The 21,427-nt window shown below is 71.4% G+C and carries 18 protein-coding genes and 1 pseudogene; 12 read left to right on the forward strand and 7 right to left on the reverse strand.

Annotated features, from left to right (window positions below; genetic code table 11):
• The first annotated feature begins 232 nt into the window (after positions 1-232).
• The 9 genes from O7607_RS21575 (at position 233) to polA (ending at position 10,616) form a co-directional block, all read left to right on the forward strand.
• Positions 233-1,393: a branched-chain amino acid ABC transporter substrate-binding protein gene (locus O7607_RS21575; RefSeq protein ID WP_269704968.1), complete on the forward strand. Its 1,161-nt coding sequence runs from the start codon at positions 233-235 to the stop codon at positions 1,391-1,393.
• A 105-nt stretch (positions 1,394-1,498) separates the two neighbouring features.
• Complete coding sequence (locus tag O7607_RS21580; protein WP_091420555.1) at positions 1,499-2,449, forward strand: branched-chain amino acid ABC transporter permease; 951 nt, start codon at positions 1,499-1,501, stop codon at positions 2,447-2,449.
• Positions 2,446-3,585 carry a branched-chain amino acid ABC transporter permease gene (locus O7607_RS21585; protein ID WP_269704969.1) on the forward strand — a complete coding sequence of 380 codons (1,140 nt, stop codon included), beginning with the start codon at positions 2,446-2,448 and terminating at the stop codon, positions 3,583-3,585. The genes O7607_RS21580 and O7607_RS21585 overlap by 4 nt, the downstream gene beginning before the upstream one ends.
• Positions 3,578-4,423, forward strand: a complete 846-nt coding sequence (locus tag O7607_RS21590; protein WP_047893879.1) for an ABC transporter ATP-binding protein — start codon at positions 3,578-3,580, stop codon at positions 4,421-4,423. The genes O7607_RS21585 and O7607_RS21590 overlap by 8 nt, the downstream gene beginning before the upstream one ends.
• A complete protein-coding gene (locus O7607_RS21595; RefSeq protein ID WP_043329572.1) occupies positions 4,413-5,123 on the forward strand; it encodes an ABC transporter ATP-binding protein in 711 nt (236 codons plus the stop codon). The genes O7607_RS21590 and O7607_RS21595 overlap by 11 nt, the downstream gene beginning before the upstream one ends.
• A gap of 32 nt (positions 5,124-5,155) precedes the next feature.
• Entirely contained in the window at positions 5,156-6,067 is a 912-nt protein-coding gene (locus O7607_RS21600) for an ABC transporter substrate-binding protein (protein ID WP_104114974.1), read from the forward strand.
• A 2-nt stretch (positions 6,068-6,069) separates the two neighbouring features.
• A complete protein-coding gene (locus O7607_RS21605) occupies positions 6,070-7,044 on the forward strand; it encodes an amino acid ABC transporter permease (RefSeq protein ID WP_269704970.1) in 975 nt (324 codons plus the stop codon).
• Positions 7,041-7,844, forward strand: coding sequence for an amino acid ABC transporter ATP-binding protein (locus tag O7607_RS21610; protein WP_269704971.1), 804 nt, complete (start codon positions 7,041-7,043; stop codon positions 7,842-7,844). Before O7607_RS21605 ends, O7607_RS21610 begins: the two co-directional genes overlap by 4 nt.
• Positions 7,845-7,916: 72 nt before the next feature.
• Complete coding sequence (polA, locus tag O7607_RS21615; RefSeq protein ID WP_269704973.1) at positions 7,917-10,616, forward strand: DNA polymerase I; 2,700 nt, start codon at positions 7,917-7,919, stop codon at positions 10,614-10,616.
• 101 nt (positions 10,617-10,717) lie between these two features.
• Here polA and O7607_RS21620 read toward each other — a convergent pair whose 3' ends face one another.
• From O7607_RS21620 to O7607_RS21645, 6 genes and pseudogenes are all read right to left on the reverse strand, one after another.
• Complete coding sequence (locus O7607_RS21620; protein WP_269704974.1) at positions 10,718-10,954, reverse strand: MerR family transcriptional regulator; 237 nt, start codon at positions 10,952-10,954, stop codon at positions 10,718-10,720.
• Positions 10,955-10,985: 31 nt separating this feature from the next.
• Positions 10,986-11,735, reverse strand: a complete 750-nt coding sequence (locus O7607_RS21625; RefSeq protein ID WP_269704976.1) for an SDR family NAD(P)-dependent oxidoreductase — start codon at positions 11,733-11,735, stop codon at positions 10,986-10,988.
• Positions 11,736-11,775: 40 nt separating this feature from the next.
• On the reverse strand, positions 11,776-12,642 hold the full coding sequence (locus O7607_RS21630; protein ID WP_269704977.1) for a CPBP family intramembrane glutamic endopeptidase: 867 nt from the start codon (positions 12,640-12,642) through the stop codon (positions 11,776-11,778).
• Positions 12,643-12,686: 44 nt separating this feature from the next.
• Positions 12,687-13,031: pseudogene (locus O7607_RS21635) on the reverse strand (DUF3140 domain-containing protein); the annotation flags it as partial.
• The gene (locus O7607_RS21640; protein WP_030503817.1) at positions 13,018-13,236 is read right to left on the reverse strand and encodes a DUF2945 domain-containing protein; all 219 of its coding nucleotides are present in this window, start codon (positions 13,234-13,236) and stop codon (positions 13,018-13,020) included. The gene O7607_RS21640 and the pseudogene O7607_RS21635, both read right to left, overlap by 14 nt.
• A gap of 125 nt (positions 13,237-13,361) precedes the next feature.
• Positions 13,362-14,165, reverse strand: a complete 804-nt coding sequence (locus tag O7607_RS21645; protein WP_269704978.1) for a class I SAM-dependent methyltransferase — start codon at positions 14,163-14,165, stop codon at positions 13,362-13,364.
• Positions 14,166-14,477: 312 nt separating this feature from the next.
• Between O7607_RS21645 and rpsA the strand changes: the two genes are divergently transcribed.
• Together rpsA and coaE are read left to right on the forward strand one after the other, a co-directional pair.
• Positions 14,478-16,007 carry a 30S ribosomal protein S1 gene (gene rpsA / locus O7607_RS21650; RefSeq protein WP_051611429.1) on the forward strand — a complete coding sequence of 510 codons (1,530 nt, stop codon included), beginning with the start codon at positions 14,478-14,480 and terminating at the stop codon, positions 16,005-16,007.
• A gap of 161 nt (positions 16,008-16,168) precedes the next feature.
• Positions 16,169-17,347, forward strand: a complete 1,179-nt coding sequence (coaE, locus tag O7607_RS21655) for a dephospho-CoA kinase (RefSeq protein WP_269704979.1) — start codon at positions 16,169-16,171, stop codon at positions 17,345-17,347.
• A gap of 30 nt (positions 17,348-17,377) precedes the next feature.
• On the opposite strand, the gene O7607_RS21660 is transcribed toward coaE, so the two are convergent.
• On the reverse strand, positions 17,378-19,000 hold the full coding sequence (locus O7607_RS21660; protein ID WP_269704980.1) for a hypothetical protein: 1,623 nt from the start codon (positions 18,998-19,000) through the stop codon (positions 17,378-17,380).
• A 314-nt stretch (positions 19,001-19,314) separates the two neighbouring features.
• Here O7607_RS21660 and uvrB point away from each other — a divergent pair, with 314 nt between their 5' ends.
• Positions 19,315-21,420 carry an excinuclease ABC subunit UvrB gene (gene uvrB, locus O7607_RS21665; protein ID WP_269704981.1) on the forward strand — a complete coding sequence of 702 codons (2,106 nt, stop codon included), beginning with the start codon at positions 19,315-19,317 and terminating at the stop codon, positions 21,418-21,420.
• Positions 21,421-21,427: the final 7 nt, after the last annotated feature.

Raw genomic sequence — 21,427 nt, forward strand, 5'->3', positions numbered from 1 at the left:
CCGAGGAATAGTCGGCGAAAGCCTTGCCGGGCCTACGGTTCTTACGGCGATCGGCTTGAATCCGCCACCGCGTGTAACGGTTCGGTCAACCCCGCTTTCCAGGTCTTACGCCACCGCTCGCGGTGGGATAACGTCCCGGCCCAGACCGGCGACGACGGTCTTGGTTCGTCCACCCCGCAAGGGCCAATCAGCGGCGGGTGGTTCGGATCATGGACGGAGGAGGGTTCGGGCCTTGAGGCAGAAGCTCGCACGCGTGATCGGCGGGGTCGCCATGCTGGCGCTCGTCGCCGGTGGCACCGCTTGTTCCAGCGGCAGCGACGATGAGGGTTCCGGGGGCAGCGCCTGCGGGAGCAAGATCGCTTTCTTCGGCGCGCTGACCGGTAGCTCGGCCGCGCTGGGCATCAACGAGAAGAACGGCGTCAAGCTGGCCGTCGACAAGTACAACAAGGAGAACCCGGACTGCAAGGTCGAGCTCGCCGAGCTCGACTCGCAGGGCAGCCCGGACCAGGCGCCGGGTCTGGCCCAGAAGGCGATCGACGACACCAAGATCCTGGGCGTCGTGGGTCCGGCCTACTCGGGCGAGTCCGAGGCCGCCGGCCCGCTGTTCAACGAGGCCGGCCTGGTCACCATCACCCCCTCCGCGACCCGTCCCAGCCTCGCCGAGCAGGGCTGGAAGACGTTCTTCCGCGCGGTCGGCAACGACCTGAGCCAGGGCCCCGCCGCCGGTAACTACATCAAGAACGTGATGAAGGCCGACCGGGTCTACGTCATCGACGACCAGTCCGCGTACGGCGCCGGCCTGGCCGACGAGGTCAAGAAGGTTCTCGGCTCCTCGGTCGTGGGCAGCGACAAGGTCCAGGGCGAGGGCAAGCAGACCGAGTTCTCCGGCGTGGTCACCAAGGTCAAGGCCGCCAACGTCAAGGCGGTCTTCTACGGCGGCTACTACCAGGAGGCCGGCCTGATCCGCAAGCAGCTCACCGCTGCCGGGGTCACCGCCCCGCTGGTCGCCGGTGACGGCGTGAACGACGGCGCGTACATCACCTCCGCCGGTGCCGCCGCCGCCGAGGGCACCATCCTCACCTGCCCCTGCGCTCCGTCCACCGAGGCGCGCGGCACCTTCGCCGCCGACTTCAAGGCGCTCAACGGCACCGACCCGGGCACCTACAGCGACACCGCCTTCGACGCGGCGAACATCCTGCTGGCGGGCATCAAGGCCGGCAAGAGCACCCGCGCCGACCTGCTGGAGTTCGTGAAGGGCTACAGCGGCGAGGGCGTTGCCGCCAGCTACAAGTTCGTCGAGGGCGGCGAGCTCGACCCGGCGCAGGTCAAGGTCTGGGCGTTCAAGGTGCAGGGCGGCAAGGTCGTCCCGGACCAGGAGATCCCCAAGTCCTGATCGTTCGATCGCTGGACTGGCGATTGAGTAGTGATCGCGGGTGCGGCCGGGAGCTGGCTCCCGGCCGCACCCTCTTTTTCTCTTGAGCGACGGAGCGTCCCTCCCTTGGACTTCGACGGATTGTTCTCCAACTTCGGGGAACTCACCACGACCGGCTTGACGCAGGGCGCCATCTACGCCCTGGTCGCGCTCGGCTACACGCTTGTGTACGGCGTGCTCAGGCTCATCAACTTCGCCCACTCCGAGGTCTTCATCGCCGGCGCGTTCGCCGCGATCTGGACCTGGAACGGCTTCGGACTCGACCAGAACTCGCAGGTCAGCGGCATCGGCTCGATCCTGTTCTACCTACTGGTGGCGATGATCGTGGCGGCCATCGCCTCGGCGGGCACCGCGACGGTGATCGAACGGGTGGCGTACCGGCCGCTGCGCAAGCGCAACGCGCCGCCGCTGGCGTTCCTCATCACCGCCATCGGCGCCTCGATCGCCATCTCCGAGGCGTTCGGCGTCTACACCCGGCGCCGGCCGGAGGGCGCGCCGATCCTGGTCAGCTCGGAGCCGCTGTTCCACATCGCCGGGGTGCCGATCGACGCGGTGCAGCTGCTCACGATCGGTTCCGCGCTGGTGATGATGTTCGCGCTGGACCAGTTCATCAACCGCAGCCGTACCGGCCGCGGCATCCGGGCGGTGGCCCAGGACGCCAACACGGCGGCCCTGATGGGCGTCAACAAGGACCGCATCATCCTGATGGTCTTCATCGCCGGTGGCACCATGGCCGGCGTCGCGGGCCTGCTCTACGACGTGCGGATCCAGACGCTCACCTACAGCGTCGGCTTCCTGCTGGGCCTCAAGGCGTTCACCGCCGCGGTGCTCGGCGGTATCGGCAACCTGCGCGGCGCGCTCGTCGGCGGGTTGCTGCTCGGCGTCGTGGAGAACTACGCCGCGGGCCTGTTCGGCAGTCAGTGGAAGGACTTCGCCGCGTTCGCGGTGCTCGTCGTCCTGCTGATGTTCCGGCCGACCGGTCTGCTCGGCGAATCACTGGGGAGGGCACGCGCATGACGACCACCATCGACCCGCCGGAGCGGCGGGAGACGGCGGCGGACAAGCTGCGGCAGGGCCGGCACGCGATCTCGGAGCGCTGGCACCACGCGCCGCGCTGGGTGCGCTGGGTGCTGCTGATCGCGGTCATCGCGTTCTTCTACGCGCTGCCGAACAAGGAGTTCTACCAGTACCTCGGGCCGATCCCGACCCCGGGCGCGAACTTCACCCAGGTGATGTTCACGGTCTCGATCTACGTGCTGCTGGCGGTCGGGCTCAACATCGTGGTCGGCTTCGCCGGCCTGCTCGACCTCGGCTACTTCGGCTTCTTCGCCGTCGGCGCGTACACGGTCGCGGTGCTGACCTCACCGAGCAGCGACCTCAAGACGCTGTGGCCGTGGCTGGCGGTGGTGCCGATCGCGATCGGCCTGACCATGGTCTCCGGCGTCATGCTGGGCACGCCGACGCTGCGTCTGCGCGGCGACTACCTGGCGCTGGTGACGCTCGGCTTCGCCGAGATGATCCGGATCGCGGCGGTCAGCTCCGAGTTCCTCAAGGGACAGCGCGGCTTCAACCAGATCCCGCACCCGCCCGGCCAGTACGCCGACGGCCGGCCGTGGTTCGGCGTGCTCGACGCCCGCCCGTACTACTGGCTGGTGCTCACGCTGATCATCCTGGTGGTGATCGGGGTGCGGAACCTGACCCACAGCCGGGTCGGCCGGGCCTGGATCTCGATCCGCGAGGACGAGGACGCGGCCCAGCTGATGGGCGTGCCGACGTTCAAGTTCAAGCTGTGGGCGTTCGCCTCCGGCGCGGCCATCGCCGGCCTGGCCGGCGCGCTGTTCGCCGGTAAGCAGAACTTCGTCAACTCGCAGAACTTCGAGCTGCTCAACTCGATCATCATCCTGGCCGCCGTCATCTTCGGCGGCTCGGGCAACATCATCGGCGCGATCGTCGGCGGCGGCCTGGTGGCGTACATGATCGAGCGGTTCCGTGGCATCGAGCTGTTCGGCATCGAACTGTACGAGTACCGGTTCCTCTTCTTCGGTCTGGTGCTCGTGGTGATGATGATCTTCCGCCCGCAGGGCTTGATCCCGAACCGGCGACGAGCGGCGGAGTTCAAGGACCGCCGCAAGGAGGTGATCGTCGGTGAGTGACACCGAGCAGACCCCGGCTGTTCCGGCCCAGGCGGCGGCCCCGGCCGTCGAGACGGTCGACAAGCGGGAGCCGTTGCTGGAGGTCGACCACGTCACGCTGCGCTTCGGCGGCGTGGTGGCCCTCAACGACGTGGACTTCACCCTCTACAAGGGTGAGATCCTCGGCCTGATCGGCCCGAACGGCGCCGGCAAGACCACCTGCTTCAACGCGATGACCGGCATCTACCAGCCCACCGAGGGGCAGATCCGGTTCCTGGGCCAGAAGATCAGTGGCAAGAAGCGCCACCAGATCACCCGGATGGGCATGGCCCGGACGTTCCAGAACATCCGTCTCTTCCCGGAGATGACCGCGCTGGAGAACGTCCAGGTCGGCGCGGACGCGCACCACAAGACCAGCGTGATCTCCGCCCTGCTGCGCCTGCCGCGGCACTGGAAGGAGGAGCGCGAGGGCCGGGAGAAGGCCGAGCGCCTGCTGGAGTTCGTCGGCATCAGCAACCGGATGCACGAGTTCGCCCGCAACCTGTCCTACGGCGAGCAGCGGCGGCTGGAGATCGCCCGCGCGCTCGCCACCGACCCGAAGCTGCTCTGCCTGGACGAGCCGGCCGCCGGCTTCAACCCGGCGGAGAAGGAGGAGCTGCTCCAGCTCATCCGGCAGATCCGGGACCAGGGCGTGACGGTGCTGCTGATCGAGCACGACATGCGCCTGGTGATGGGCGTGACCGACCGGATCGTGGTCCTGGAGTTCGGAAAGAAGATCGCCGAAGGGCTGCCCGCCGAGGTGCGGGACAACCCGAAGGTGGTCGCGGCGTACCTGGGGGTGCCGGACGATGCTGCTTGAGATCGAGGACGTGAGCCTGCTCTACGGGCGGATCCAGGCGCTGCACGGCATCAGCCTGACCGTGGACGAGGGGGAGATCGTCGCGCTGATCGGCGCGAACGGCGCCGGCAAGTCCACCACCATGCGGGCGATCTCCGGCATCCGGCCGGTCGCCTCCGGCACGATCAAGTTCGCCGGTGAGGACATCACCAAGCTCCGGGCCGACCTGCGGGTGCGGCGCGGGCTGTGCCAGGCGCCCGAGGGCCGGGGCATCTTCCCCGGCATGACGGTGCTGGAGAACCTCGACATGGGCGCGTACACCCGGCGCGACAAGGCCGGCATCGCGCAGGACCTGGCCCGGGTGCTGGACCTGTTCCCGCGGCTGGCCGAGCGGCGCAAGCAGGCCGGCGGCACGCTCTCCGGCGGCGAGCAGCAGATGCTCGCGGTCGGCCGGGCGCTGATGAGCCGGCCGAAGCTGCTGCTGCTCGACGAGCCGTCGATGGGTCTCGCGCCGATGCTGATCCAGCAGATCTTCACGATCATCACGGAGATCAACCAGCAGGGCACCACCATCCTGCTGGTGGAGCAGAACGCCCAGCAGGCGCTGGCGCGCGCCCACCGGGCGTACGTGCTGGAGACCGGCCGGATCGTCAAGAGCGGCACCGGCGCGGACCTGCTGCACGACCCCTCGGTCAAAGAGGCCTACCTCGGCGTGGCCTGACCGACCGACCCCTCGCAATAAGGAGTACAGCCATGTTCCACCCCAACCCCGGACGGCGGGCGGCGCTCGGCGTCGCCGGTGCGGCCGTCCTGCTGCTCTCCCTCGCCGCGTGCGGCGAGAAGGAGAACTCGGCCGAGCCGGGCGACGGCCCGTCGGTGTCCGCCACGGCCGACTCCAACCTCGCCGCGAAGGTGCCGGACGCCATCAAGGCCGACGGCGTGATCAAGGTCGGCACCGACTCGACGTACGCCCCGGCCGAGTTCCTCGACCAGGACGGCAAGACCGTGGTCGGCTTCGACGTGGAGCTGTTCAACGCGGTGGCGCAGAAGCTCGGCCTCAAGGCCGAGTACGAGTCGGCGCCGTTCGACGCGATCCTGCCCGGTGTGGGTTCGGGCAAGTACGAGGTCGGCGTCTCGTCGTTCACCATCAACGCCGACCGTCTGAAGACGGTCAACATGGTGAGCTACTACTCGGCGGGCACCCAGTGGGCGACCAAGAAGGGCAACCCGGCCGGGGTGGACCCGGAGAACGCCTGCGGCAAGAAGATCGCCGTGCAGGTCGGTACGGTCCAGCTCGACGACATCACCGCCCGGTCGAAGAAGTGCACCGACGCCGGCAAGCCGGCCATCAAGATCGACCAGTACCAGGCGCAGAGCGACGCGACCGCCGCCGTGGGCAGCGGCAAGAACGACGCCATGCTGGCCGACTCCCCGGTCGGCGCGTATGCGGTGAAGCAGAGCAACGGCCAGCTCGAGGTGCTCGGCGACATCTACGAGTCGGCGCCGTACGGCTACGCGGTGAACAAGGAGCAGCAGGCGTTCGCCGAGGTGCTCAAGGAGGCCGTGCAGGCGGTCATCGCCGACGGCAGCTACAAGGCCGCGCTGAGCAAGTGGGGTGTCGAGGGCGGCGCGATCACCAACGCTGAACTGAACCCGTCGGTCTGACCATGTCGGTCGACACATCCGGACGGGCACGGCCTGAACCGATCAAGGCCGTGCCCGTGCGGCACCCCGGGCGCTGGGCCGGTGTGGCGGTCATCGCCGTGCTGGTCGCGATGTTCGTGCACATGCTGGTCACGAACTCCGCGTTCCAGTGGTCGTTCATGGTGGACGAGATGTTCCGCCCGCCGATCATCGAAGGACTGCGCGGCACCATCCTGCTGCTGATCACGTCGATGGTGATCGGCATCGGCCTGGGCATCGTCATCGCGATCATGCGGCTGTCGCCCAACCCGGTGCTGCGCGGCGTGGCCTGGGTCTACACCTGGTTCTTCCGTGCGGTCCCGCGGCTGGTGCTGGCGATCCTCTTCGGCAACCTCGGCATCCTCTGGTCGCGCCTGGAGTTCGGTCTGCCGTTCGACAGGCAGATCGGCGCCCTGTTCGGGTTGCACGACTTCGAGGCCCGCCTGTTCGGGTTCAGCGCGGTGGACATCCTGACCGGCTTCGTCGCCGGCATGCTGGCGCTGGGTCTGTCCGAGGCCGCGTACATGGCCGAGATCGTCCGGGCCGGCATCCAGTCGGTGGACGAGGGGCAGACCGAGGCGGCTCAGGCGCTGGGCATGAGCCGGGCGCAGATCCTGCGGCGGATCGTGCTGCCGCAGGCGATGCGGGTGATCATCCCGCCGACCGGCAACGAGACCATCGCGATGCTCAAGGACACCTCGCTGGTGGCCTTCGTGCCGGTGTCGATGGAGCTGTTCTTCCAGCTCAAGGCCGTCGGTTCCCGGACCTTCCAGCCCTTCCCGATGTACGTCGCCGCGACGCTGTGGTACCTGCTTCTGACCAGCGTCCTGCTGGTGGGGCAGTACTACCTGGAGCGGCACTACTCCAAGGGTGTCGGACGCAGCGGGCGGGCTCGGCAGCGGCTCCGGGGTCTGGCCGCCGAGAGCGGCGGCACCACGAGTGGGACGGCGGAATCATGACCGAGGCGACGGTTTCCCCGCAGGCGCCGGGCGCCGAGTCCGGGCTGATGGTGCGGGCCGAGCAGGTGCACAAGTCGTTCGGGCCGCTGGAGGTGCTCAAGGGCATCGACCTGGAGGTCCGCTCCGGCGAGGTGTGCTGCCTGCTCGGGCCTTCCGGCTCCGGCAAGTCGACGTTCCTGCGCTGCATCAACCACCTGGAGAAGATCGACGCCGGCCGCATCCGGGTCGACGGTGACCTGATCGGCTACCGGGAGCGCGGCGGCAAGCTCTACGAGATGCGGGACAGGGAGGTGGCCGCGCAGCGCCGTGCCATCGGCATGGTGTTCCAGCGGTTCAACCTGTTCCCGCACATGACGGTGCTGCAGAACGTCATGGAGGCCCCGGTGCTGCTGCGCCAGGCCAAGAAGGCGCAGGCCCGCGAGCACGCCGCGCAGCTGCTGGACCGGGTGGGCCTGGGTGACAAGCTCGGCGCGTACCCCGGTCAGCTCTCCGGCGGCCAGCAGCAGCGGGTGGCTATCGCCCGGGCGCTGGCCATGCGGCCGAAGCTGATGCTGTTCGACGAGCCGACCAGCGCGCTCGACCCGGAGCTGGTGGGCGAGGTGCTGGACACGATGAAGGACCTGGCCCGCGACGGCATGACGATGATCGTGGTGACCCACGAGATCGGTTTCGCCCGCGAGGTGGGCGACCACCTCGTGTTCATGGACGGCGGCGTGGTGGTCGAGCAGGGCGACCCGCGCGAGGTGATCTCGGCGCCGCAGCACGAGCGGACCAAGGCGTTCCTGGCCAAGGTTCTCTGACCTCGGCCTCCGGTGCGGCGCGCGCCGCACCGGAGGCCGGAGTTGTCGGGCGTACGGACTAGAGTCGCAGCCGTGACAGCTACGACGCCGCGCCTGCTCCTCGTCGACGGACATTCCCTGGCATACCGGGCGTTCTTCGCCCTGCCTGTGGAGAACTTCTCCACCACCACGGGGCAGCCGACCAACGCCGTCTACGGCTTCACCTCGATGCTGATCAACGTGCTGCGCGACGAGCAGCCGACGCACATCGTCGTGGCGTTCGACGTCTCCCGCCGATCCTTCCGCACCGAGAAGTACTCCGAGTACAAGGCCGGCCGCAGCGAGACCCCGACCGACTTCAAGGGTCAGGTCAGCCTGGTCAAGGAGGTCCTCGCCGCGCTGCGCGTGCCGGTGGTCGAGAAGGAGGGCTACGAGGCCGACGACGTCATCGCCACGCTCGCCTGCCAGGCCCGCGACCAGGGCATGGACGTGCTGATCACCACCGGCGACCGGGACGCGTTCCAGCTCGTCGGCGAGCGCGTGACGGTGCTCTACCCGCGCAAGGGCGTCTCCGACCTGGCCCGGATGGACCCGGCCGCGGTCGAGGCGAAGTACGGCGTCACCCCTGATCGCTACCGCGACCTGGCCGCGCTGGTCGGCGAGACCAGCGACAACCTGCCCGGCGTGCCGGGCGTCGGCCCGAAGACCGCGGCCAAGTGGATCAACCTGTACGGCGGCGTCGAGGGCGTGGTGGCCCGCGCCGACGAGATCAAGGGCAAGGCCGGCGACAGCCTGCGCGAGCGGCTCGCCGACGTGATCCGCAACTACGAGATCAACTGCCTGGTCTCCGACCTGGAGCTGCCGGTACGCCCCGAGGACGCCCGCTGGCAGGGCTGGGACCGCGAAGCCGTGCACCAGGTCTTCGACACGCTCCAGTTCCGCATCCTCCGCGACCGGCTCTACCAATACCTGGAAGCGGTCGAGCCGGAGGCCGAGGCGGGCTTCGACCTGGCCGGCGAGGTGCTCACCGAGCCGGGCGCGCTCACGGGCTGGCTCGACACGCACGCCCCGGCGGGCGCACCGGTCGGCCTGGCGGTCACGCTCGACACCGGCCCCAACCGCCGGCACACCGCCACCGTGACCGCGATGGCGCTGGCCACCGCCGACGGGGCGGGCGCCTGGTTCGACCCGAGCCGGCTGGAGGCCGGCGACGAGGCCGCGCTGGCCGGGTGGCTGGCCGACGCGGAGCGCCCGAAGGTGCTGCACGACAGCAAGCCGGCGGTGCTGGCGTTCGCCGCGCACGGCTGGGAGCTGCACGGCATCGCCCGCGACACGCAGATCGCCGCCTACCTGGCCCGCCCCGACCAGCGCTCCTACGACCTGACCGACCTGGCCCTGCGCTACCTGCACCGCGAGCTGCGCGTCGACGCGCCGGAGACCGGTCAGCTCACGCTCGACGGGCTCGGCGACGAGGGGGTGGCCGAGCAGAACCTCATGCTCCAGGCCCGCGCCACGCTCGACCTGGCCGACGCGATCGACGCCGAGCTGTCCCGCGACGGCGAGCAGTCGGCCCGGCTGATGGCCGGCGTGGAGCTGCCGCTGATGCGGGTGCTCGCCACCATGGAGCGCACCGGCATCGCCGCCGACACCGACTACCTCTCCGAGCTGGAGGCGCACTTCGCCGCCGAGGTGAAGGCCGCCGCCCAGAGCGCGTACGAGGTGGTCGGCCGCGAGTTCAACCTCGGGTCGCCGAAGCAGCTGCAGGAGATCCTCTTCACCGAGCTGGGCCTGCCCAAGACCAAGCGGATCAAGACCGGCTACACCACCGACGCCGACGCGTTGCAGTGGCTCTACGCCCAGACCGAGCACCCGCTGCTGCACCACCTGCTGCGCCACCGCGACGTGGCGAAGCTCAAGTCGACTGTCGACGGTCTGCTCAAGTCGGTCTCCGACGACGGCCGGATCCACACCACGTTCAACCAGACGGTGGCGGCGACCGGGCGGCTGTCCTCCACCGAGCCGAACCTGCAGAACATCCCGATCCGCACCGAGGAGGGGCGGCGGATCCGGCGCGCGTTCGTCGTCGGCGAGGGCTACGAGTGCCTGCTCACCGCCGACTACAGCCAGATCGAGATGCGGATCATGGCGCACCTGTCCTCGGACGACGCGCTGATCGAGGCGTTCAACTCCGGGCATGACTTCCACGCCGCCACCGCGTCGTCGGTCTTCACCGTCGAGGTCGGTGACGTCACCGCCGACCAGCGCCGCAAGATCAAGGCGATGAACTACGGCCTGGCGTACGGGCTCAGCGCGTTCGGCCTGTCGCAGCAGCTCGGCATCAGCGCCGAGGAGGCGCGCGGGCTGATGGAGAACTACTTCGCCGGGTTCGGCGGGGTGCGCGACTACCTCCAGGAGGTGGTGGCCCGCGCCCGCCAGGACGGCTACACCTCCACCATTCTGGGCCGCCGCCGCTACCTGCCCGACCTGGTCAGCGACAACCGGCAGCGCCGGGAGATGGCCGAGCGGATGGCACTCAACGCCCCGATCCAGGGTTCGGCGGCCGACATCATCAAGGTCGCGATGCTGCACGTCGACAGCGCGCTGCGCGACGCCGGGCTGCGCTCCCGGATGCTGCTGCAGGTGCACGACGAGCTGGTCTTCGAGGTCGCGCCGGGCGAGCGCGAGGCGCTGGAGGCGCTGGTACGCAAGCAGATGGGCGAGGCGTACCCGCTGTCGGTGCCGCTGGAGGTCTCGGTGGGCGAGGGCCGCGACTGGAACAGCGCCGACCACTGACACCCCACCGCCGTCCCACCCGCGCCACCACCCGCCCGCCCCGGCGATGATCAAGGAGTTTGTGTCCCCGAACGGGCTCTGGCGTGACACAAACTCCTTGATTACCGCACAGGAGGCGACGGCGGCGCGGACGCCACGTCCCCGTCCAGGCACGGCAGGAAGACCCGCACGTCGTCCAGCGTCAGCCCGGCGTCGAGCAGGTGACGGATGTTGCGGACCTGGGTGACGACCCTGTCGTCGTACTCGCGGTAGCCGTTCGCCGCCCGGGCCGAGGCGATCAGCCCGTGTTCCTCGTAGTGCCGCAGGGCACGCGGTGTGCAGCCCGTCGCCTTTGCCACCGCGCCGATCCGCACCGTCGCCACCGTCCTCTCACGCGACCACCGCGCCCCCGTCCACCGGCAGCACCACACCGGTGACGAAGCCCGCCTCCGGCTCGCACAGCCGCCGGATCGCCCAGGCTACGTCCTCCGGGCGGCCGAGCCGGCCCGCCGGGGTGTGCGCGAGCTGCCAGTCCCGCACCGCCGCGCGCCGCTCGGGGGACAGGCCACTGTGCACCCCGATGGGAGTGTCGATCGCGCCCGGCGCCACCGCCACCACCCGGACGCCGCGCGGCGCGAGTTCCACCGCCCAGCTGCGGGTCAGGGAGTCCAGCGCGGCCTTGCCGGCCGCGTACACCGAACTGCCCGGCCAGGCGCGCAGGCCGACCGACGTGGTGACGTTGACCAGCACACCGCCCGTCGCGGCGAGCGCCTCGACGGCGGCGTGCGCCAGCCGGACGGGCGCGAGGAGGTTCGTCTCCAGTTGCCGCCGGGCGGCGTCCTCGTCCAGATCCGCGAGCGGCCCGCCGCCGGCCACCCCGGCGTTGTTGACCAGGACGTCCAGGCGGCCGTACCGGTCGAGCGCGGCGCTGACGATCCGGCCGGGCGCGTCGGGCGCGGTGACGTCGGCGGTCAGTGGCGTGATGTCCGGCCGGCCGGCGGCGGTCTCCGTCAGCGGCGCGGCGCGCCGGCCGACGGCGACGACGGCGTACCCGGCGGTGGCGAGGGCGTGTGCGGTGGCCCGGCCGATGCCGGTGCCCGCACCGGTGACCACGGCGACGCGTGGTGTGGGGCGTTCCATGCCGGCATCGTCCGACCCTGCCGCCTGCGGCAGGGTCAAGTCAGAGGCCGAGCAGGACGGGCATCGCGTTCACCGCGCCGTGCACCACGAGCAGCGGCCACATTCGGCGGTACCGGGACCACAGGTAGCCGAGGAACAGCCCGATCACACCGTGGTTGACCAGCACCGCGGCCAGGTCGATGCCGGGCCGGCCGCTGCCCTGGATGGCCACGTGCCATACCGCCCACACCAGCGACGCGAGCACGATCGCCGGCCACCGGCCGAGCAGCGACTCCCACCGGGTCTGCAGCCAGCGCCGGTAGAAGACCTCCTCCAGCAGCGCGTTCACCGAGAAGGCCACCAGCAGCGTGACGATCAGCTCGACCGGCGTGACGGTCCGCCCCCAGTCGCTCGCCGGCACGGCCAGCGGCGTCGCGTAGCTGAGCACCAGCCACACCGCCACCGGCAGCGCCGGACCCCACCGGTGGGCGGCGTCCGCCGGGGCCGGCCCCGGACGCCACCGTGGCGGCCGGCGGCGCGCGGCCAGGAACACCACGAGGGGTACGCCGAGCAGCAGCGCGAGCTTCAACACCGTGTACGCGGGTTCGCCGCCCAGCAGCGGCATCACGGCGGCGAACGCGATCCCGGCCAGCAGCAGCGGCACCGCCTCGCGGTACGGCGCGACCGGGTCCGACCACCTCGGGTCGGGCGCGGGCGGGATCAGGCGGATCAGCGCGATCGCGGCCAGCGCCGGGATCCAGCGGCTCCACATCGGCACGGTGCCGTCGTGGTCGGCGCTGTACCTGACGCCGGTGTTGCCGGTCATCACCAGGACGAGCGCCGCGACGGCGACGAGCCCGAGGCCCGCCAGGAGGACAATCCGTCCGGCGCGGGGATGACGGCCGGCGGTCGAGACGTCTGTCGTCATCGCCGGCACGGTACCAACGCGCGGCGAACGGCTCGGGCGGCTCAGCCCTTGAGCGGGTCGTGCCCCCAGTTCATCAGCGACCACCGCCACCGGGTGTCCCGGACGTCGCCGGACGGGCGCTGCGCCAGGTGGCGGTGGACGTACCCGATCACCTTGCGCATGTGCTTGTAGTCGGCGGCGGTCAGGTCGGCGCGCTTGCGGCGCAGCAGGTCGACGATGCGCCGGCCGGAGTCGTGCCCGACCGACTCGCCGCCCTGGGTGCCCTTCTTGTGCCAGCCGACGTGCTTGGACTCCTCGGTCTCCAGCCAGCGGGTCAGCTCACCGGGCTTCATGTTCACCGCGTCGGTGAACTCCCGGTACGTCTGCTGCGGGTCCTCAGCGCGACTCATGGCGCAGCACCTCCGGGCGGTGGGCGACGTCGCGGCCCGAGTCGTCGTTGGTGATCCGGTACTGCGGCTGCTCCGGCGAGGCGTTCACGGTGTGCCCGCGGACGTGGGTGCGCTCGGTCAGCTTCTCCTTGACGACCCCGTACGCCCGGCCGCTGTGGCTGGCCCAGGAGACGTGGTCGCCGGCGCGGAACTCCTTCTCGGCCATGCCGGCCGGTTACCCGCGGCCGGTACCGAGTAACGGAGAGGGTGGTGTCGCGATCGGCTCGGCGCTCACCGGGGCAGCATGGGGGCGCTACCGCCGGCCCGATCGCACCGCGCGTCCGTCCGGCGTCAGCGGGCCGGCTTCTCGGCGACGAAGATCGCGGTGCCGGGGAACAGCCGCCCGCGCAGCGGGCTCCACTGGCCCCAGATCCCCTCGTGCCCGGCCGGCCACTCCGGCTCCACCAGGTCCAGCAGGCGGAACCCGGCGCCGACCAGCTCCCGGATCCGGTCGCCCAGCGTGCGGTGCTGCTCGACGTACGTGGCCACGCCGTGCTCGTCCTGCTCGACGTAGGGGGAGCGGTCGAAGTACGAGTGCACGGCGGTCAGCCCGCCCTCGCCCGGGTCGTCCAGGAAGATCCAGCGCATCGGGTGGGTGACCGAGAAGACCCACCGGCCGCCGGGGCGCAGCACCCGGGCCACCTCGCGCATCGCGGCCGCCGAGTCGTCCACGAACGGGATCGCGCCGAACGCGGTGCAGACGGTGTCGAACGCGGCGTCGGCGAACGGCAGGGCGAGCGCGTCGGCCTGCACCAGCGGCACGCGTACCCCGGTGCGGTCGGCGGCCTCGGCGGCGTGCCGCAACATGCCGGCGGACAGGTCGAGCGCGACCGGCCGGGCGCCCTGGCCGGCGAGCCAGCGGGCGGCGGCGGCCGCCCCGGCGCCCAGTTCGAGGATCCGCCGGCCGGCCACATCGCCGAGCAGCCGCGCGTCGGCCTCGCGCAGGCCCTCCGGGCACCAGACGAAGTCGGCGTCGCCGAGGAACGCGCCGTGCTCGGCCTGGTACGCGTCGGCGTCGGTGTCCCACCAGCCGCGGTTGGCCCGGCGGATCTCACCGGCGTCGACCCGTCGGCGGGTCACCCTGTCGTCGTCCACCCGTCCAAGCTAGGTCCGGCGGCCTCCGGCCGGACGGGTGGGGTGGCGGTTGGGACGGGTGTGACGGACGAGACAGCTGTGGCCCCTTACCGCGCAAAATCTCCGCTTTCGCAGCGGATGAGTTCGCACGGACCCGGGAGGGCTTGCACGCTGTGGTAATGCAGCGGGTAGGCTAGACGATGCGCTCGCGGATCGTGTGCCTCGGCAGGGAGCAGGTGCGCGGTCACCGGAGCCACTAATGATCTTCTCGCGTCGATCGTTCGGTGTGCCCGGCGACGAATCCGTTGGCGCGGAAGAGTCACTGCGACACCCATGCCCGCTGTGACAACCCATCCGACCGGAGCAACCGCCCACATGACGAGCAGCATCGAGGCCACCTCGAGCGCCAACAAGGTCACCCACGACGACCTCGGCTCTGAGGAAGCTTTCCTCGCCGCGATCGACGAGACCATCAAGTACTTCAACGACGGCGACATTGTCGAAGGCACCGTCGTCAAGGTCGATCGGGACGAGGTCCTGCTCGACATCGGCTACAAGACCGAGGGTGTCATCCCCTCTCGGGAGCTGTCGATCAAGCACGACGTGGACCCGGCCGAGGTCGTTTCGGTGGGCGACCACATCGAGGCCCTCGTCCTCCAGAAGGAGGACAAGGAGGGTCGGCTGATCCTCTCCAAGAAGCGGGCGCAGTACGAGCGGGCCTGGGGCACGATCGAGAAGATCAAGGACGAGGACGGCGTCGTCCGCGGCTCGGTCATCGAGGTCGTCAAGGGTGGTCTCATCCTCGACATCGGCCTGCGTGGCTTCCTGCCCGCGTCGCTCGTCGAGATGCGGCGCGTGCGTGACCTGCAGCCGTACGTCGGCCGCGAGCTCGAGGCCAAGATCATCGAGCTGGACAAGAACCGCAACAACGTGGTCCTGTCCCGCCGTGCCTGGCTGGAGCAGACGCAGTCCGAGGTGCGCACCGAGTTCCTCAACAAGCTCCAGAAGGGGCAGGTCCGCAAGGGCGTCGTCTCCTCGATCGTCAACTTCGGCGCGTTCGTCGACCTGGGCGGCGTGGACGGCCTCGTGCACGTCTCCGAGCTGTCCTGGAAGCACATCGACCACCCGTCCGAGGTCGTCGAGGTGGGCCAGGAGGTCGAGGTCGAGGTCCTGGACGTCGACCTGGACCGCGAGCGGGTCTCGCTGTCGCTGAAGGCGACGCAGGAGGACCCGTGGCGTCAGTTCGCCCGCACCCACGCGATCCAGCAGATCGTGCCGGGTAAGGTCACCAAGCTGGTTCCGTTCGGCGCGTTCGTCCGGGTGGACGACGGCATCGAGGGCCTGGTCCACATCTCCGAGCTGGCCGAGCGCCACGTGGAGATCCCGGAGCAGGTCGTGCAGGTCGGCTCCGAGGTCATGGTCAAGGTCATCGACATCGACCTGGAGCGCCGCCGGATCTCGCTGTCGCTCAAGCAGGCCAACGAGGGCTTCGTCGAGGGCGAGGAGCACTTCGACCCGACCCTCTACGGCATGGCCGCGACCTACGACGAGCAGGGCAACTACATCTACCCGGAGGGCTTCGACCCGGAGACGGGCGAGTGGCTCGAGGGCTACGACAAGCAGCGCGAGACCTGGGAGCAGCAGTACGCCGAGGCGCGTCAGCGCTGGGAGGCCCACACCAAGCAGGTGCAGACCTCCCGCGCCGCCGACGCCGAGGCCGCTGCCAACCCGGCTCCGCCCGCCACCAGCGGCACCACCACCTCGACCTCGGCCCCGAGCCGTCAGGCCGAGGAGCCGGCCGGCACGCTCGCGACCGACGAGGCGCTCGCCGCGCTGCGGGAGAAGCTCGCCGGCGGCAAGTGACCGGACGCTGACGCCCGTTCGTCCCACCGGACGAACCGGCGACTGCCTCTGACGACGGGCCCCGTCCCCGCGTTCCGCACCAGCGGAGCGCCGGGGGCGGGGCCCGCGTCGTGTGCCGGGGCGGTTTGGCATGCCGACACCGCATCCGGTTGACTGTCCGGGTGCTGAAGGTGGGGCTGACCGGCGGAATCGGATCGGGCAAGAGCGCGGTGGCGAGCCGGCTCGCCACGCTGGGCGCGGTGATCGTCGACTCGGACCGCATCGCCCGCGAGATCGTCGCGCCCGGCACCGACGGGCTGGCCGAGGTGGTCGCCGCCTTCTCCGACAGGGTCCTGGACGCCGACGGGGCGCTGGACCGGGCCGCCCTCGGCGCGCTGGTATTCGGCGACGAGGCCGCCCGCCGCACGCTCGAAGGGATCACCCATCCCCGGGTACGGGCGCGCAGCGCCGAACTGGTGGCCGCCGCTCCCGCCGACGCGATCGTCGTGAACGACGTACCGCTGCTGGTGGAGGTGGGACTCGCGCCGACGTACCACCTGGTGGTCGTGGTGCAGACGGCCGTGCCGATCCGGACGGCCCGGCTGACCCGCGACCGGGGGATGGCCCCGGCGGAGGCGCAGCGGCGCATCGCCGCGCAGGCCGACGACGCCACCCGCGGCGCGGCCGCCGACGTGCTGCTGAGCAACGACGGCACGCTGACCGAGTTGCACGCCGCGGTGGACGCCCTGTGGCGGGACCGCCTGCTGCCCTACGAGCGCAACGTCCGCGAGCACCGCGCCGTCCCGCCCGACCCGGTGGCGCTCGCCGGGCCGGACCCGACGTGGCCCGAGCAGTACGCCCGGCTCGCCGCCCGGATCCGCCACGCCGCCGGCGGTGACATCCGGGTCGACCACGTCGGCTCCACCGCCGTGCCCGGGCTCGCCGCGCCGGACGTGATCGACATCCAGGTGACGGTGTCCTCCCTGGACGAGGCGGACGGGCCGCTCGCGCAGCGGCTGGCCGAGGCGGGGTTCCCGCGTCTGCCGGGTGACTGGTGGGACGCGCCGCGACAGCCGGAACCGGTGCGCTGGGCCAAGCGGCTGCACGGCGGTGCGGACCCGGGGCGTCCGGTGCGCCTGCACCTGCGGGAGGCCGGTTCACCCGGCTGGCGGTACGCGCTGCTGATGCGCGACCACCTGCGTGCCGACCCGGCACGGCGGGCCGACTACCTCCAGGTGAAGCGGGAGTTGGCGGCCGCGGCGCCGGAGCACGCCGCGTGGGGCACGGTGACCGATCCGTGGTTCGACGAGGAGCACCTGCGCGCCGAGGAGTGGGCCGCGCAGACCGGCTGGCGCCCCTGAACGGGCCGTCCCGCCCGCGCCGGGTCCGGTTCAGCGGGCCGTCGACGCCGACGAGCCGCCGCCGCCCGCCGCGCCCGGGGTGAGGTCGAGCCGAATCCACACACCCGGCCCGGTCCGCAGTTCCAGCCGGTGCGGCAGGCCGCCCCGGTCCAGCCACCAGCGCCTGCCGCCCGGCACCTCGAACACGTCGACCGCCCGGTCGCCCAGCCGGTCCTCCCGGACCCGGACGGTGTCGCCGGCCGGTGCGCGCCGGGTTGTCCGCAGCGCCGCGTCGAGCAGCCGGTCCAGGTCGTCGCCGGGCGGGCGCGCGGGGGCCGCGAGCAGCGCTGCCGGCATCGGCGCCGGGGGTGTCGCGGGTCCGTCGGGGGAGCGCTGCACCTCGGCCACCCGTCCCGGCCGGGCCCACCGCAGGGTACGCCGGCCGCTGCCCTGCTCGATCACCGTGACGTACGCCGACGGCGTCGTCCCGTTCACCGTGCCGGTGGCCCGCAGGTTTGCCGACGGGGCGAGCGGAGCGTCCACCGCCACCGTCGCGCCGCGCAGTGCCCGGAGCCGGGCGGGCAGCGCGGCCAGCCGGGCGGTCTCGTCGTCGGTGAGCGCCCGGGGCTGCCCGGGCCGGCCGCCGAGGGCGTCCACCGGATGCACGGTGGGCCGGTCGGCGCGGGTCAGGTCGACGGTGACGGGGGTGCCGTCGGCCAGCCGACCGGTGAGCCGGTGCAGCCGGGCGTCCGCGTCCACCCACAGCGTCGGCGGCGGGTCACCGGGCGGTCCGAGGGGCGCCTGGAGCACGTCCACCGGGATGCCGCCGACCCGGTCGCCGCGCAGCCACCGCCCGTCGGTGGCGGGCCTGTCGACCCGGTCGGCGCCGAGCCCGATCAGCAGGTCGCGTACCGCGCCCAGGCCGTGCCCGCCGACCGGCTCCCGCATCCGCCAGCGGTCCGCCGGCGGCACCAGCGGGGGACGGGCGGGGGTGGGGAGCGCGCCGGGGTCGGGCCGCACCAGCAGCGCGGACGCGGTGGCCTGGACCAGGCCCCGGTCGGCGCTCGCGCCCGGGCCGCCGACGTCCAGGTAGACCAGGGGGCGCGCCCAGTCGACCCAGCCGACAAGTTCGGTACGGGCACCGCCGGCCCCGACGGTGACCCGGACGCCGGCGCGTACGTCGCGCAGGTTGGTGACCCGCAGCGCTGCCACCCGGTCGGCCTCGGCGGTGGTGAGCGGACGTGCGGTCCCGGTGTCGTCGGCCCGGTCGGGTACCCAGGCGAGAAGGGCGGCGACGAGCATGGCGGCGGAGAGCGCGGCCGCCGCCACGAGCGTGACGAGCGCGATGCGGCGCCGGTCCGGCCCGTCCGGCGGGTCGTCGGCGCCGTCCAGTTCCGGGTCGACTCCCGGCCGGGTGGTGAGTGTGGGGTGGCGGCCGCCGAGCGGGTCGGCCCGGCGGCGCCGGCCGGCCACCGCGGCGGGCCGGGTCGGTGTGCTGGTGCGGCCGCGGCGGTGGCCGCGTCCCGGCTCCCGGGGTACGGCCTGGTCGCCGTCGCCCCGGGCGGAGAGCCGGTGGGGGCGGCTCGCGCCGCGGCGGCGGCCCGGCTCGTCGGCGGGCGGGGGCGCGGCGGGGTCGGGCTCACGTCGCGGCCGGCGCTCGGGAGAGGTCCCCACGAGTGGAGAACGCGAGAGCGGGGTTTCGGTGACGAGCGGGCTCGGTGACGAGCAGGGGCGCTCGCGGCGGCCGGTCAGCGCTGCGCGCGACCACCGTCGGCGCGCACGCCGGTCGTCCCGGGTGCTGCGGCCCTGGCGCCGGGGGCGACCGGCCCCGCGAGGGGGCGATCACCGGCCCGGTCGGCCGCCGCGAGCGGCCTACGGTACGAGGGTAGACCGGTGAGATGAGCCACACAATGGGAATATCGAAGCCGATCAGGGACGGTCCGTGGTCGTGGCCGGAAGTGTCGGACCGCGGGCGTACGGTTGGTGTCATGGCGCTCGACATTCCCCGGCTCGACGGCCGCTTCCAGGTCGTCAGTGAGTTCCAGCCGGCCGGTGACCAGCCGGCTGCCATCGACGAGCTTGAGCGTCGCGTGCGGCGCGGCGACCGCAACACGGTGCTGCTCGGCGCGACCGGCACGGGCAAGAGCGCCACCACGGCGTGGCTGGTCGAGCGGCTCCAGCGGCCGACCCTGGTGCTCGCCCCCAACAAGACCCTCGCGGCCCAGCTGGCGAAGGAGTTCGGCGAGCTGCTGCCGCACAACGCGGTGGAATACTTCGTCTCCTACTACGACTACTACCAGCCCGAGGCGTACATCCCGCAGACCGACACCTACATCGAGAAGGACTCCTCGGTCAACGAGGAGGTCGAGCGGCTGCGCCACTCGGCCACCATGTCGCTGCTCACCCGGCGCGACGTCATCGTGGTCGCCACCGTCTCGGCGATCTACGGCCTGGGCACGCCGGAGGAATACCTCGACCGGGCCGTGCGGGTGAAGGTGGGGCAGGAGCTCGACCGCGACCAGCTGCTGCGGCGGCTGGTCGACATCCAGTACACCCGCAACGACATGGCCTTCCAGCGCGGCACCTTCCGGGTCCGCGGCGACACGCTGGAGATCATCCCGGCCTACGAGGAGCTGGCGGTCCGCATCGAGCTGTTCGGTGACGAGATCGAGAAGCTCTACTACCTCAACCCGCTGACCGGTGACGTGGTCCGCGAGGTCGACAGCCTGATGATCTTCCCGGCCACGCACTACGCCGCCGGCCCCGAGCGGATGGAGCGGGCGATCCGCGACATCGAGGCCGAGCTGGGCGAGCGACTGGCCGAGCTGGAACGGCAGGGCAAGCTGCTGGAGGCCCAGCGCCTGCGCATGCGCACCACCTACGACATCGAGATGATGCGCCAGGTGGGCTTCTGCTCCGGCATCGAGAACTACTCCATGCACATCGACGGCCGGCTGCCGGGCAGCCCGCCGCACTGCCTGCTCGACTACTTCCCCGACGACTTCCTCACCGTGGTCGACGAGTCGCACGTGACGATCCCGCAGATCGGCGGCATGTACGAGGGCGACGCCTCCCGCAAGCGGATGCTGGTCGACCACGGCTTCCGGCTGCCGAGTGCCGCCGACAACCGGCCGCTGCGCTTCGACGAGTTCCTGGAGCGGGTGGGCCAGATGGTCTACCTCTCCGCCACCCCCGGCCCGTGGGAGCTGGAGCAGGCCCAGGGCGAGTTCGTCGAGCAGGTGATCCGGCCCACCGGCCTGATCGACCCCGAGGTGGTTCTCAAGCCGACGAAGGGCCAGATCGACGATCTCATGCACGAGATCAAGCTGCGCACCGAGCGGGACGAGCGGGTGCTCGTCACCACGCTGACCAAGAAGATGGCCGAGGACCTCTCCGACTACCTGCTGGAGAACGGCATCCGGGTGCGCTACCTGCACTCCGAGGTCGACACGCTGCGCCGGGTCGAGCTGCTGCGCGAGCTGCGCAAGGGCGACTACGACGTGCTCGTCGGCATCAACCTGCTCCGGGAGGGTCTCGACCTGCCCGAGGTCTCCCTGGTGGCGATCCTCGACGCCGACAAGGAGGGCTTCCTGCGCAGCGGCCGGTCGCTGATCCAGACCATCGGCCGCGCGGCCCGGAACGTCTCCGGCCAGGTCCACATGTACGCCGACAAGATCACCCCGTCGATGGCGAGCGCCATCGACGAGACCAACAGGCGCCGGGCCAAGCAGATCGCGCACAACGAGGCCAACGGCATCAAGCCGGAGCCGCTGCGCAAGAAGATCCACGACATTCTCGACGACATCTACCGCGAGGCGGAGGACACCGAGAACAGCAACGTCGGCGGTGCCGTGCGGCAGTTGTCCCGGGGCAAGGCGCCGGTCAAGGAGACGCGGAGCCGCCGGGGTGCCGCCGCGACCCCGTCGCGCGAGGGGATGGCCCGGGCCGACCTGGCCAACCTCATCCAGGAGCTCAACGACCAGATGCTCGCCGCCGCGCGCGAGCTGCAGTTCGAGTTGGCCGCGCGGATCCGCGACGAGGTCGCCGACCTCAAGAAGGAGCTCCGCGGGATGGACGCTGCAGGGGTCCGGTGACCGGCGT

This window comes from Micromonospora sp. WMMA1949, assembly GCF_027460145.1.
Taxonomy (GTDB): domain Bacteria; phylum Actinomycetota; class Actinomycetes; order Mycobacteriales; family Micromonosporaceae; genus Micromonospora.

Bases quoted from the DNA above. Each gene is read 5' to 3' on its own strand.
- O7607_RS21585 (WP_269704969.1), top strand. From the start codon at position 2,446: ATGACGACCACCATCGACCCGCCGGAGCGGCGGGAGACGGCGGCGGAC.
- O7607_RS21595 (WP_043329572.1), top strand. From the start codon at position 4,413: ATGCTGCTTGAGATCGAGGACGTGAGCCTGCTCTACGGGCGGATCCAG.
- O7607_RS21600 (WP_104114974.1), top strand. From the start codon at position 5,156: ATGTTCCACCCCAACCCCGGACGGCGGGCGGCGCTCGGCGTCGCCGGT.
- O7607_RS21605 (WP_269704970.1), top strand. From the start codon at position 6,070: ATGTCGGTCGACACATCCGGACGGGCACGGCCTGAACCGATCAAGGCC.
- O7607_RS21610 (WP_269704971.1), top strand. From the start codon at position 7,041: ATGACCGAGGCGACGGTTTCCCCGCAGGCGCCGGGCGCCGAGTCCGGG.
- O7607_RS21625 (WP_269704976.1), bottom strand. From the start codon at position 11,735: ATGGAACGCCCCACACCACGCGTCGCCGTGGTCACCGGTGCGGGCACC.
- O7607_RS21630 (WP_269704977.1), bottom strand. From the start codon at position 12,642: ATGACGACAGACGTCTCGACCGCCGGCCGTCATCCCCGCGCCGGACGG.
- O7607_RS21640 (WP_030503817.1), bottom strand. From the start codon at position 13,236: ATGGCCGAGAAGGAGTTCCGCGCCGGCGACCACGTCTCCTGGGCCAGC.
- rpsA (WP_051611429.1), top strand. From the start codon at position 14,478: ATGCCCGCTGTGACAACCCATCCGACCGGAGCAACCGCCCACATGACG.
- uvrB (WP_269704981.1), top strand. From the start codon at position 19,315: ATGGCGCTCGACATTCCCCGGCTCGACGGCCGCTTCCAGGTCGTCAGT.